A 13,143-nucleotide genomic window follows, 5' to 3' on the forward strand; every position below is an offset into this window, starting at 1 on the left:
CGGCACCGTTGACCGGTCCGGATCGCCGGGCCGACGCCCGGGTGCAACCGCGCGTAGCGTTTCGGGTGATGTCGCGGGCTGTTTAGGCTAGAATGCACGGCCTCAAAGCACACCCCTTCCCGAGGCTGTCCCGAAGATGTTGATCCTGCGCGGCGCTCCTGCCCTTTCTGCCTTTCGCCACAGCAAACTCCTTGAGCAACTGAGCCAGAAGGTCCCGGCTGTCAGCGGCCTGTATGCTGAATTCGCTCACTTCGCCGAAGTGACCGGCGTCCTGACCGACGACGAACAGCAGGTGCTCGCGCGCCTTCTGAAGTACGGTCCAAGTGTTCCGGTCCAGGAGCCGACCGGTCGTCTGTTCCTCGTGCTGCCGCGTTTCGGCACCATTTCGCCATGGTCGAGCAAGGCCAGCGACATCGCTCGCAATTGCGGCCTGACCAAGATCCAGCGCCTGGAGCGCGGCATCGCCTTCTATGTAGCGGGCCAGTTCAGCGACGCTGAAGCTCAGCTGATTGCCGACGCACTGCACGACCGCATGACCCAGATCGTGCTGGGCAACCTCGAACAGGCCGCCGGTCTGTTCAGCCACGCCGAACCCAAGCCCCTGACCGCGATCGACGTGTTGGGTGGCGGCCGCGCCGCGCTGGAAAAAGCCAACACCGAGCTGGGCCTGGCCCTGGCCGAAGACGAGATCGACTACCTGGTCAACGCCTTCGTCGGCTTGAAGCGCAACCCGCATGACATCGAACTGATGATGTTCGCCCAGGCGAACTCCGAGCACTGCCGTCACAAGATCTTCAACGCCAGTTGGGACATCGACGGCCAGAGCCAGGAAAAAAGCCTGTTCGGCATGATCAAGAACACCTACGTGATGCACAGCGAGGGCGTTCTGTCGGCTTACAAGGACAACGCGTCGGTGATCGTCGGCTCCGTGGCCGGGCGTTTCTTCCCGGACCCTGAAACCCGCCAGTACGGCGCGGTGCAGGAGCCGGTGCACATCCTGATGAAGGTCGAGACCCACAACCACCCGACCGCGATTGCCCCGTTCCCGGGCGCGTCCACCGGTTCCGGTGGCGAGATCCGCGACGAAGGTGCGACCGGTCGTGGCGCCAAGCCCAAGGCCGGCCTGACCGGTTTCACCGTGTCCAACCTGCAGATCCCGGGTTTCGAACAGCCGTGGGAAGTGCCGTACGGCAAGCCTGAGCGCATCGTCACCGCGCTGGACATCATGATCGAAGGTCCGCTGGGCGGCGCCGCGTTCAACAACGAATTCGGCCGTCCGGCGCTGACCGGTTACTTCCGTACCTTTGAACAATCGATCACCACGCCTCATGGCGATGAAGTCCGCGGATACCACAAGCCGATCATGCTGGCCGGCGGCATGGGCAACATCCGTGAAGAGCACGTCAAGAAAGGCGAGATCGTCGTGGGCTCCAAGCTGATCGTGCTGGGCGGCCCGGCGATGCTGATCGGCCTGGGCGGCGGCGCGGCTTCCTCCATGGCCACCGGCACCAGCTCGGCGGACCTGGACTTCGCTTCGGTACAGCGCGAAAACCCGGAAATGGAACGTCGCTGCCAGGAAGTCATCGACCGTTGCTGGCAACTGGGTGACAAGAACCCGATCAGCTTCATCCACGACGTCGGTGCGGGCGGTCTGTCCAACGCCTTCCCGGAACTGGTCAACGACGGCGACCGTGGTGGCCGTTTCGAATTGCGCAACATTCCAAACGACGAGCCGGGCATGGCCCCGCACGAAATCTGGAGCAACGAATCCCAGGAACGTTACGTTCTGGCGGTCGGTCCGGCTGACTTCGAGCGCTTCAAGGCAATCTGCGAACGCGAGCGTTGCCCGTTCGCCGTGGTCGGCGAAGCCACGGCCGAGCCGCAGCTGACCGTGACCGACAGCCACTTCGGCAACAGCCCGGTGGACATGCCGCTCGAAGTGCTGCTGGGCAAGGCCCCGCGCATGCACCGTTCGGTGGTTCGTGAAAACGAGCTGGGCGACGATTTCGATCCGTCGACCCTGAACATCGCCGACTGCGTCGAGCGCGTCCTGCATCACCCGGCCGTGGCGAGCAAGAGCTTCCTGATCACCATCGGCGACCGCACCATCACCGGCCTCGTGGCCCGCGACCAGATGGTCGGCCCGTGGCAGGTGCCGGTGGCCGACGTTGCCGTCACCGCCACCAGCTTCGACGTCTACACCGGTGAAGCCATGGCCATGGGCGAGCGTACTCCGCTGGCCTTGCTGGACGCTCCGGCGTCGGGCCGCATGGCCATCGGCGAGACCCTGACCAACATCGCGGCTTCGCGCATCGGCAAGATCTCCGACATCAAGCTGTCGGCGAACTGGATGTCCGCCGCCGGCCACCCGGGTGAAGACGCGCGTCTGTACGACACCGTGAAAGCCGTCGGCATGGAACTGTGCCCGGAGCTGGGTATCACCATTCCGGTGGGCAAGGACTCGATGTCCATGGCCACTCGCTGGAACGACGAAGGCGTGGACAAGGCGGTCACCTCGCCAATGTCGCTGATCGTCACCGGTTTCGCGCCAGTGACTGACATCCGCCAGACCCTGACCCCGCAACTGCGCATGGACAAGGGCACCACCGACCTGATCCTGATCGACCTGGGCCGTGGCCAGAACCGCATGGGCGCCTCGATCCTGGCTCAGGTGCACGGCAAGCTCGGCTCGCAAGCGCCGGACGTCGATGACGCCGAAGACCTGAAAGCCTTCTTCGCCGTGATCCAGGGCCTGAATGCCGACGGTCATCTGCTGGCGTACCACGACCGTTCCGACGGTGGCCTGCTGACCAGCGCCGTGGAAATGGCCTTCGCCGGTCATTGCGGCCTGAGCCTGAACCTCGACGGCCTGGCCGAAACCTCGGCCGACATCGCCGCGATCCTGTTCAACGAAGAATTGGGCGCGGTGATCCAGGTTCGCCAGGACGCGACCCCGGACATCCTCGCGCAGTTCAGCGCCGCCGGCCTGAGCGATTGCGTTTCGGTGGTGGGTCAGCCGATCAACAACGGCGAGATCAGCATCACCTTCAACGGCGACACCGTGTTCGAAGGCCAGCGTCGCCTGCTGCAACGCCAGTGGGCCGAAACGAGCTACCAGATCCAGCGCCTGCGTGACAACGCCGATTGCGCCGATCAGGAATTCGACGTGCTGCTGGAAGAAGACAACCCGGGCCTGAGCGTCAAGCTCAGCTACGACGTCAACCAGGACATCGCCGCGCCTTACATCAAGAAGGGCATTCGCCCACAGGTTGCCGTACTGCGCGAGCAGGGCGTCAACGGTCAGGTGGAAATGGCGGCAGCGTTCGACCGTGCCGGTTTCAACGCGATCGACGTGCACATGAGCGACATTCTGGCCGGCCGTGTCGACCTGAACGAGTTCAAGGGCCTGGTCGCCTGTGGCGGTTTCTCCTACGGCGACGTGCTGGGTGCCGGTGAAGGCTGGGCCAAATCGGCGCTGTTCAACAGCCGTGCCCGCGATGCGTTCCAGGGTTTCTTCGAGCGTAACGACAGCTTCACGCTCGGCGTGTGCAACGGTTGCCAGATGATGTCCAACCTGCACGAGCTGATCCCGGGCAGCGAGTTCTGGCCGCACTTCGTGCGTAACCGTTCCGAGCAGTTCGAAGCCCGTGTCGCCATGGTGCAGATTCAGGAATCGAACTCGATCTTCCTGCAGGGCATGGCCGGTTCGCGCATGCCGATCGCCATCGCCCACGGTGAAGGCCATGCCGAGTTCGCCAGCGAAGAAGCCTTGCTGGAAGCCGACCTGTCCGGTTGCGTGGCGATGCGTTTCGTCGACAACCACGGCAAGGTCACCGAAACCTACCCGGCCAACCCGAACGGCTCGCCGCGCGGGATCACCGGTCTGACCAGCCGCGACGGTCGCGTGACCATCATGATGCCGCACCCGGAGCGTGTGTTCCGCGCCGTGCAGAACTCGTGGCGTTCGGACGACTGGAACGAAGACGCTCCTTGGATGCGCATGTTCCGTAATGCTCGTGTGTGGGTGAACTAAGAGCCGTGTACAAGCTCAGCTTTTTTGTTCCCGACAGCCATGTCGAAGTGGTCAAAAGTGCCGTATTCGCCGCCGGTGGCGGGCGGATCGGTGCTTACGATCACTGTTCATGGCAGGTGTTGGGCCAGGGCCAGTTTCGACCATTGGACGGCAGCCAGCCGTTCATTGGCGAAGTGGGGCAGGTCGAGAAGGTCGAGGAATGGAAAGTTGAGCTGGTGGTGGCCGATGAGTTGATCGTCGCTGTGGTGGCGGCGCTGAAACTGAGCCATCCCTACGAGACACCGGCTTATGAGGTATGGCGGCTGGAAGGTTTCTGATTTTCCAGGCTGCTGAAATGAAAAACCCGCTGAAGTGATTTCAGCGGGTTTTTTATTGCCCGAATCAATCGTGGGGATTTACGGGCGGATTTCGATCATCGTGCCGTCCGGTACCAGGTTCCAGACTTCGCGCATGTCCACGTTGCGCATGGCGACGCAGCCGTCGGTCCAGTCCAGGGTGTGGAACAGGTCCTCGGGGTTTTCCTCGGTGTCCGGCGTGCCATGGATCATGATCATGCCGCCAGGGTCGACGCCTTCGCGGCGGGCGCGGGCAGAGTCGCTGATGTTCGGGTAGGAAATGTGCATCGCCAGGTTGAAGCGGTCGCTGACCTTGCGCCAGTCAATCCAATAGAAACCTTCCGGCGTGCGTTTATCGCCCTCCATCAATTTCGGCCCTTTGGGGCGCTTGCCCAGGGAAATGCGATAGGTCTTGAGCGGCTTGCCGTCATTGATCAGTTGCAATTGGTGGGCAGACTTGAGAACCAGGACTTTCTCGATGACCTTGCCGTCGAGCGTTTCCACGGCGGAAGCCTGGGACACCGCGACGAACGACAAGCAGAACAGGGCAAGCAACCAGCGCATTGAAACGATTCCCCAGGAGGTGTCGCGACTATTTATTTATAGATGTTTTTTAGTTGGCAGGCTGAGCAAGCGGCGGGATCGATTCGGACCGTACGGGGTAGACCTCGGTCCGCCGGTCAGCGAAGAAGCATTCTAAGGTACGGCCCACGGTGCGGAAAGCCAGCTCGTCCCAAGGGATGTCCGCTTCGTCGAATAATTGCACTTCGAGGCTTTCGGGACCGGCGGCAAAGTTCAGGTCCGCCAGCTCGGCGCGGAAGAATACATGCACCTGGCTAATGTGTGGCACATCGATCAGCGTGTAGATGCTCAGGTTGCGCACCCGGGCGCAGGCTTCCTCGGCGGTTTCGCGAATGGCCGCCTGCTCGATGGTTTCGCCGTTTTCCATGAAACCGGCCGGCAGGGTCCAGTAGCCCCGTCGCGGTTCGATGGCGCGCCGGCACAGCAGCACCTGGGTGCCCCAGGTCGCTACGCAGCCGGCGACGATATTGGGGTTCTGGTAATGAATGGCCTGGCAGGTGTCGCAAACAAATCGCAGGCGCGAATCGCCTTCGGGGATGCGTTGGGTCACCGGGTTGCCGCACTGGCTGCAAAATTTCATGCTTGGGTTCCTGATTGCTGCGCCTATCTTGGCGTGCGGCGGTGTCTGTCGGCAAGTTGTCGTTTAGCGACACGCCACTGTCCGGGGGGTTGGGCGACCGAAGCGATTGGTGCATGATGCGGGGTAAGGCACAGATCGAGAACACTCATGCTGGACGAGCTACTGCATCGGGTAAGTCATCACACACCGCGCACGTTGGAGTCTGACCAACGTTTTCCCGAGGCTGCCGTACTGGTGCCCATCACCCGCAGTGACAAGCCGGAACTGGTATTGACCCTGCGTGCCAGCGGGCTCTCGACCCATGGCGGCGAAGTCGCCTTCCCCGGCGGCCGGCGTGACCCTGAAGACCCTGACCTGATTTTCACCGCCCTGCGCGAGGCCGAGGAAGAAATCGGCCTGCCCCCAGGACTGGTCGAGGTGATCGGCCCGCTGAGCCCGCTGATTTCCCTGCACGGCATCAAGGTCACCCCGTATGTCGGGGTGATTCCGGATTTCGTCGAGTACCAGGCCAATGATGCCGAAATTGCCGCCGTGTTCAGCGTGCCCCTGGAATTCTTCCGCAAGGACCCGCGCGAACACACCCACCGCATCGATTATCAGGGCCGCAGCTGGTACGTGCCGAGCTATCGCTACGGCGAATACAAGATCTGGGGGCTGACGGCGATCATGGTCGTGGAGTTGATCAACCTGCTCTATGACGCGAAAATCAGCCTTCATGAACCGCCGAAAAGCTTTATCAATATCTGAAGCCATCATTCGAATGGCCTGAACACGCGATGCCTTGAGGAAAACACCATGAAATACCGCCTGGGCGACGCCCGTGTCGAAACCCACCCGGACAGCTGGGTTGCGCCCAATGCCGTGCTGGTGGGCAAGGTCAAACTGGAAGAGGGCGCCAACGTCTGGTTCAACGCCGTGCTGCGCGGCGACAACGAATTGATCCTGATCGGCAAGAACAGCAACGTCCAGGACGGCACCGTGATGCACACCGACATGGGTTACCCGCTGACCATTGGCACCGGCGTGACCATCGGTCATAACGCCATGCTGCATGGCTGCACCGTGGGCGATTACAGCCTGATTGGCATCAACGCGGTGATCCTCAACGGCGCGAAGATCGGCAAGAACTGCATCATCGGCGCCAACTCGCTGATCGGCGAAGGCAAGGAGATCCCGGACGGTTCGCTGGTCATGGGCTCGCCCGGCAAAGTGGTGCGCGAACTGACCGAGCCGCAGAAAAAGATGCTGGAAGCCAGCGCCGCTCACTATGTGCATAACTCGCAGCGTTATGCCCGTGATTTGGCCGAGCAAGAAGAATGACCACGCCAGAACGCCCGGTGCTGTCGCCCTGCGTGAATATTTGCGCACTGGATGACGATGATGTCTGCACCGGTTGCCAACGCACGGTGGAAGAAATCACCCGTTGGAGCCGGATGGACAATACGGAACGCCGCAAGGTACTGGAGTTGTGTCATGAGCGGGCCAAGTCCAGTGGGTTGGTGTGGATGATGGATAAAACACCCGGCCAGTAACAGAAGATCAAAAGATCGCAGCCTTCGGCAGCTCCTACAGGGGATCGCGCTTCATCTGTAGGAGCTGCCGAAGGCTGCGATCTTTTGATTTTGTTTTTAGCTGCAGTACCCTGTGCGCCAATTTGACAGGTACGCCCATGCTCTTCCTCATCGCCTACATCAGCAGCGTCGTGCTGATCAACTACGCCTTTTCCACCGCTCCGCACCTGGACATCATCTGGTCGGCCTGGGGCGGTCTGGTGTTCATCTTGCGCGACATGGTGCAGACCCGCTTCGGCCACGGCGCGATTGCCGCGATGCTGGCAGCGCTGGTGCTGTCCTATGTCACCTCCGACCCGTCCATCGCCCTGGCCAGCGCCACCGCGTTCGCGGTGTCCGAATGCATCGACTGGCTGGTGTTCAGCCTCACCAAACGTCCGCTGCATGACCGCCTGTGGATAAGTTCGGCGCTGAGCATTCCCCTTGATACCTTCATCTTCTTCGGCATGATCGATGCGCTGACCCCCGGCGTGGTCCTAACCGCCCTGGGCTCGAAGTTCGCCGGGGTCACCGCCGTATGGATGATCATGGCCTGGCGTCTGCGCAAACAGGCCGTCGTCAGCTGAAGCCAAACCCCGCGGTTCATGTAAAATGCCGCGCTTTCTCCCACGGGATGCGCGCAAGACGCTGCTTCCCTCGATGATCCGCTTCCTTGAGGACCCTCAGATGACCCGTATCGGAACTCCATTGTCGCCCACCGCGACCCGCGTATTGATGTGTGGCTGTGGCGAGTTGGGCAAGGAAGTGGTGATCGAGCTGCAACGCCTGGGCGTTGAAGTGATTGCCGTTGACCGTTACGCCAACGCGCCTGCCATGCAGGTTGCCCACCGCAGCCACGTGATTAACATGCTCGACGGCGCGGCCCTGCGTGCGGTGATCGAAGCCGAGAAACCGCACTTCATCGTGCCGGAGATCGAAGCCATCGCCACCGCGACCCTGGTGGAGCTGGAAGCCGAAGGCTTCACCGTGATCCCGACCGCCCGCGCCACGCAGCTGACCATGAACCGCGAAGGCATCCGTCGCCTGGCCGCTGAAGAGCTGGACCTGCCGACCTCGCCTTACCACTTCGCCGACACCTTCGAGGACTACAGCAAGGCCGTCGAAGACCTCGGGTTCCCCTGCGTGGTCAAGCCGGTCATGAGTTCCTCGGGCAAAGGCCAGAGCCTGCTGCGCAGCGTCGATGACGTGAAGACAGCCTGGGACTACGCTCAGGAAGGCGGCCGTGCCGGCAAAGGCCGGGTGATCATCGAAGGCTTCATCGATTTCGACTACGAAATCACCCTGCTGACCGTGCGTCACGTCGGCGGCACCACATTCCTTGCGCCGGTCGGCCATCGTCAGGAGAAGGGCGACTACCAGGAATCCTGGCAGCCGCAAGCCATGAGCCCGATTGCCCTGGCGGAATCCGAGCGCGTGGCCAAAGCCGTTACCGAGGCCTTGGGCGGTCGTGGCCTGTTTGGTGTCGAGCTGTTCATCAAAGGCGATCAGGTGTGGTTCAGCGAAGTGTCGCCGCGCCCGCACGACACTGGCATGGTCACGATGATTTCCCAGGACCTGTCGCAATTCGCCCTGCATGCACGGGCGATCCTCGGCTTGCCGATCCCGGTGGTGCGCCAGTTCGGACCTTCGGCTTCGGCGGTGATTCTGGTGGAAGGGCAGTCGACCCAGACCGCTTTCGCCAACCTGGGCGCGGCGTTGAGCGAGCCGGACACCGCGCTGCGCCTGTTCGGCAAGCCTGAAGTCAACGGCCAGCGCCGGATGGGCGTGGCCCTGGCACGCGACGAGTCGATCGAAGCGGCTCGTGCCAAGGCGACCCGTGCGTCTCAGGCGGTTGTTGTCGAACTGTAAAAACCTCTCTGACGGGCCTATACCTTCTATGGGCTCGCCTATTGAACCTTGTAGGAGCGAGCCTGCTCGCGATGGACTTGAGGGCAACGCGTTTAATCAGGGATTACGCGTTATCGTTAACGACCATCGCGAGCAGGCTCGCTCCTACAGTTAACTCGCGTCCGATCATTTATTAATGCTCCAGGCCTGTACCCATGAATTCGCAAAGCATCATCGTCCCGAAAATCTCTACATTGCCGGTGCACGAGCCCCGGGCCCGGGCGATTGTGCGCTGGCTGGTGCGCAAGAACATCATCAAGGAAGAACTCACCACGTGCGGCCGTACCGGCAATCGCATGGGCCATGCCATCGGTGACGGTGCCCGCGCGGTGGTCCTGCACCCGGAAGCGTTGCCATTCGGCGAACCGGTCAACGGCCTGGAAATCATCACCAAGCGCTGCATCTATACGCCGGCCAAGGGGTTCCTGGGCGAGGCGGGCTGTGCCGAGTGCCGCAAGGAAATCGGCGAGGCCCTGTTTGAAAGCCTGGAAGACTGGATGCCCGGGCGTACCGATAACTTCACCTGCCCCGAATGCGGGCATGAAGACGACATCAACGGCTTTCTGTTTTTGCAGGAATGCGGCTTTTCCAACCTGGGTTTCATCTTCAACAACTGGGCGGAAGCCGGGTTCAAGCAGAGCTTTCTCGACGAATTCGCCGATTGGCTCGATCAACCCGTGAGCTGGATTAAAGTCGAACTCTGAACCCTGTAGGAGCGAGCATGCTCGCGATGGACGTGAACGATAACGCGTGCTTTCTGGAAGCAAGCGTCGCCCTCAGGTTCATCGCGAGCAGGCTCGCTCCTACAAGGATTTGCGTTGCAAAACCCCCGTCGATCACTGCATCGATAATACAGAGAGTTTTACATTGAACCCGAGGGGGTGTCTGACTATAATGGCGCGCTTCCATTTTCCCGCTCGGGAGCCCCCGCGATGCTGCGTATCAGCCAAGAAGCTCTGACATTCGACGACATTCTCCTAGTGCCCGGTTATTCCGAGGTGCTTCCTAACGAAGTCAGTCTCAAGACCCGCCTTACCCGTGGCATCGAGCTGAATATTCCACTGGTTTCCGCCGCCATGGACACCGTCACTGAAGCCCGACTGGCAATTGCCATGGCTCAGGAAGGTGGTATCGGCATTATCCACAAGAACATGACCATCGAGCAGCAAGCTGCCGAAGTGCGCAAGGTCAAGAAGTTCGAAGCCGGCGTCGTCAAGGATCCGATCACCATCGAGGCTGACGCCACGGTTCGTGATTTGTTCGAATTGACCCGCATGCACAACATTTCCGGCGTTCCGGTGCTGCACGATGGCGACCTGGTCGGCATCGTCACTTCCCGTGACGTGCGTTTCGAAAACCGTCTGGACGCCAGTGTCCGTGAAGTGATGACGCCTAAAGAGCGCCTGGTCACGGTCAAGGAAGGCGCCGACAAGAACGACGTTCGCGAGCTGCTGCACAAGCACCGCATCGAACGCGTGCTGATCGTCGACGACAAGTTCGCCCTCAAGGGCATGATGACCGTCAACGACATCGAAAAAGCCAAGGCTTACCCGCTGGCCAGCAAGGACGATCAAGGTCGTCTGCGCGTTGGCGCTGCCGTCGGTACCGGTAAAGACACCGGTGACCGCGTTGCCGCCCTGGTCAACGCCGGTGTTGACGTGGTGGTGGTCGACACCGCCCACGGCCACTCCAAAGGCGTGATCGACCGCGTTCGCTGGGTCAAGCAGAACTTCCCTGAAGTGCAGGTCATCGGCGGCAACATCGCCACCGGCGCTGCCGCCAAGGCCCTGGCCGAAGCTGGCGCTGACGCGGTCAAGGTCGGTATCGGCCCGGGCTCGATCTGCACCACCCGCATCGTCGCCGGTGTCGGCGTCCCGCAAATCAGCGCCATCGCCAACGTTGCCGCTGCCCTCGAAGGCACCGGTGTTCCGTTGATCGCCGACGGCGGCATCCGTTTCTCCGGTGACCTGTCCAAGGCCATCGTGGCCGGTGCTTCCTGCGTGATGATGGGCTCGATGTTCGCCGGTACTGAAGAAGCGCCAGGCGAGATCGAACTGTTCCAGGGCCGTTCGTACAAGGCGTATCGCGGCATGGGTTCGCTGGGTGCCATGTCCCAGGCGCAAGGTTCTTCCGACCGTTACTTCCAGGACTCCTCGGCAGGCGCCGAGAAGCTGGTTCCGGAAGGCATCGAAGGGCGTGTTCCGTACAAGGGCACCCTGAGCGCCATCATCCATCAGCTGATGGGCGGCCTGCGTTCTTCCATGGGCTACACCGGTAGTGCCGACATCGAAGAAATGCGCACCAAGCCCGAGTTCGTGCGGATCACCGGCGCTGGCATGGCCGAGTCCCACGTCCATGACGTGCAGATCACCAAGGAAGCGCCGAACTACCGCGTAGGTTGAGCCTTCCAGCAAAAAGCTAAGCAACCGGGGCTGTTCTATTCAGCCCCGAGTTGTTTCTGAATCACGACTGTTTCTGAATGACTTAGACGAGACTGAATCATGGCCCTCGATATTCACGCTCACCGCATCCTGATCCTCGACTTCGGTTCCCAGTACACCCAGCTGATCGCCCGCCGCGTGCGTGAAATCGGCGTGTACTGCGAACTGCACCCGTTCGACATGGATGACGAAGCGATTCGCGAATTCGCACCGAAGGGGATCATCCTCGCCGGCGGCCCGGAGTCGGTACACGTGGCTGACAGCCCGCGCGCGCCACAAGCGGTCTGGGACCTGGGCGTACCGGTCTTCGGTATCTGCTACGGCATGCAGACCATGGCCGAGCAACTGGGCGGCAAGGTTGAAGGTTCCGAGCTGCGTGAGTTCGGTTATGCCCGTGTTGACGTGGTCGGCAAGAGCCGCCTGCTCGACGGCATCGAAGACCACATCGACGCCGATGGCCTGTTCGGCCTCGACGTGTGGATGAGCCACGGTGACAAGGTCACCCGCATGCCGGAAGACTTCCACATCCTGGCCAGCACCCCGAGCTGCCCGATCGCCGGCATGTTCAGCGATGATCGTCGCTACTACGGCGTGCAGTTCCACCCGGAAGTGACCCACACCAAGCAAGGCGGTCGCATCCTGTCGCGCTTCATTCTCGAGATCTGCGAGTGCGAAGCGCTGTGGACACCGTCGAAGATCGCTGAAGACGCCATCGCCCAGGTTCGCGCCCAGGTCGGCACCGACAACGTACTGCTCGGCCTGTCCGGCGGTGTCGACTCTTCCGTGGTAGCAGCCTTGCTGCACAAGGCCATCGGCGACCAGCTGACCTGCGTCTTCGTCGACAACGGCCTGCTGCGTCTGCACGAAGGCGAGCAAGTGATGGCCATGTTCGCCGAGAACATGGGCGTCAAGGTGATCCGCGCCAACGCCGAGGACCAGTTCCTCGACAACCTGGCCGGCGAGTCGGACCCGGAGAAGAAGCGCAAGATCATCGGCCGTACCTTCATCGACGTCTTCGATGCCCAGTCCAACAAACTGGAAAACATCAAGTACCTGGCCCAGGGCACCATCTACCCGGACGTGATCGAGTCGGCTGGCGCGAAAAGCGGCAAGGCCCACGTCATCAAGTCGCACCACAACGTGGGCGGCCTGCCGGAAGAAATGAACCTCAAGCTGGTTGAACCCCTGCGCGAACTGTTCAAGGACGAAGTCCGTCGTCTGGGCCTGGAACTGGGCCTGCCGTACGACATGGTCTACCGTCACCCGTTCCCGGGCCCGGGCCTGGGCGTGCGGATCCTCGGTGAAGTGAAGAAGGAATACGCCGACCTGCTGCGTCGCGCCGACCACATCTTCATCGAAGAACTGCGCAAGGCCGACTGGTACCACAAGGTCAGCCAGGCATTCGTGGTGTTCCAGCCGGTGAAATCCGTGGGCGTGGTCGGCGATGGCCGTCGTTACGCCTGGGTCGTGGCCCTGCGTGCCGTGGAAACCATCGACTTCATGACCGCGCGTTGGGCACACCTGCCTTACGAACTGCTGGAAACCGTTTCCGGCCGCATCATCAATGAAATCGAAGGCATCTCCCGCGTCACCTACGATGTGTCGAGCAAGCCGCCAGCGACCATTGAGTGGGAATGATCCCGCGCCAGCCTTGATGGCTTGAGCGCAGGCTCTACAAAAAGCCCCGTGAAACAATGTTTCACGGGGCTTTTTT

At 61.5% G+C, this 13,143-nt stretch carries 12 protein-coding genes; 10 read left to right on the plus strand and 2 right to left on the minus strand.

What is annotated here, in order from left to right; all coding sequences use genetic code 11:
- The first annotated feature begins 136 nt into the window (after nt 1–136).
- Both purL and F8N66_RS07490 read left to right on the plus strand, forming a co-directional pair.
- Nucleotides 137–4,033, plus strand: a complete 3,897-nt coding sequence (gene purL / locus F8N66_RS07485; RefSeq protein ID WP_150769574.1) for a phosphoribosylformylglycinamidine synthase — start codon at nt 137–139, stop codon at nt 4,031–4,033.
- A 5-nt stretch (nt 4,034–4,038) separates the two neighbouring features.
- The gene (locus F8N66_RS07490) at nt 4,039–4,350 is read left to right on the plus strand and encodes a YqfO family protein (protein ID WP_150769575.1); all 312 of its coding nucleotides are present in this window, start codon (nt 4,039–4,041) and stop codon (nt 4,348–4,350) included.
- 78 nt (nt 4,351–4,428) lie between these two features.
- Here the strand turns inward: F8N66_RS07490 and F8N66_RS07495 are convergent, their stop codons facing one another.
- Both F8N66_RS07495 and F8N66_RS07500 read right to left on the minus strand, forming a co-directional pair.
- Complete coding sequence (locus F8N66_RS07495; protein WP_150769576.1) at nt 4,429–4,932, minus strand: L,D-transpeptidase family protein; 504 nt, start codon at nt 4,930–4,932, stop codon at nt 4,429–4,431.
- Between the two features lie 49 nt (nt 4,933–4,981).
- Nucleotides 4,982–5,530 (minus strand): NUDIX hydrolase, encoded by a 549-nt coding sequence (locus F8N66_RS07500; RefSeq protein WP_150769577.1) that lies wholly within the window; start codon nt 5,528–5,530, stop codon nt 4,982–4,984.
- Between the two features lie 147 nt (nt 5,531–5,677).
- Between F8N66_RS07500 and F8N66_RS07505 the strand changes: the two genes are divergently transcribed.
- The 8 genes from F8N66_RS07505 to guaA all read left to right on the plus strand — a co-directional run bounded on the left by F8N66_RS07505 (nt 5,678) and on the right by guaA (nt 13,067).
- Nucleotides 5,678–6,277, plus strand: a complete 600-nt coding sequence (locus tag F8N66_RS07505; RefSeq protein WP_150769578.1) for a CoA pyrophosphatase — start codon at nt 5,678–5,680, stop codon at nt 6,275–6,277.
- Between the two features lie 48 nt (nt 6,278–6,325).
- Nucleotides 6,326–6,850, plus strand: a complete 525-nt coding sequence (locus tag F8N66_RS07510; protein WP_150769579.1) for a gamma carbonic anhydrase family protein — start codon at nt 6,326–6,328, stop codon at nt 6,848–6,850.
- Complete coding sequence (locus tag F8N66_RS07515; RefSeq protein ID WP_150769580.1) at nt 6,847–7,062, plus strand: DUF1289 domain-containing protein; 216 nt, start codon at nt 6,847–6,849, stop codon at nt 7,060–7,062. The genes F8N66_RS07510 and F8N66_RS07515 overlap by 4 nt, the downstream gene beginning before the upstream one ends.
- Nucleotides 7,063–7,199: 137 nt before the next feature.
- The gene (locus F8N66_RS07520) at nt 7,200–7,667 is read left to right on the plus strand and encodes a VUT family protein (protein ID WP_150769581.1); all 468 of its coding nucleotides are present in this window, start codon (nt 7,200–7,202) and stop codon (nt 7,665–7,667) included.
- A 100-nt stretch (nt 7,668–7,767) separates the two neighbouring features.
- Nucleotides 7,768–8,949: a formate-dependent phosphoribosylglycinamide formyltransferase gene (gene purT / locus F8N66_RS07525; protein ID WP_150769582.1), complete on the plus strand. Its 1,182-nt coding sequence runs from the start codon at nt 7,768–7,770 to the stop codon at nt 8,947–8,949.
- A 194-nt stretch (nt 8,950–9,143) separates the two neighbouring features.
- The gene (locus tag F8N66_RS07530) at nt 9,144–9,692 is read left to right on the plus strand and encodes a sugar ABC transporter ATPase (RefSeq protein WP_150769583.1); all 549 of its coding nucleotides are present in this window, start codon (nt 9,144–9,146) and stop codon (nt 9,690–9,692) included.
- A gap of 228 nt (nt 9,693–9,920) precedes the next feature.
- The gene (gene guaB / locus F8N66_RS07535; protein ID WP_150769584.1) at nt 9,921–11,390 is read left to right on the plus strand and encodes an IMP dehydrogenase; all 1,470 of its coding nucleotides are present in this window, start codon (nt 9,921–9,923) and stop codon (nt 11,388–11,390) included.
- Between the two features lie 99 nt (nt 11,391–11,489).
- Complete coding sequence (guaA, locus tag F8N66_RS07540; protein ID WP_150769585.1) at nt 11,490–13,067, plus strand: glutamine-hydrolyzing GMP synthase; 1,578 nt, start codon at nt 11,490–11,492, stop codon at nt 13,065–13,067.
- The last annotated feature ends 76 nt before the right edge of the window (nt 13,068–13,143 follow it).

The sequence above is a fragment of the Pseudomonas fluorescens genome, assembly GCF_902498195.1.
GTDB classification, from domain to species: Bacteria; Pseudomonadota; Gammaproteobacteria; order Pseudomonadales; family Pseudomonadaceae; genus Aquipseudomonas; species Aquipseudomonas fluorescens_BU.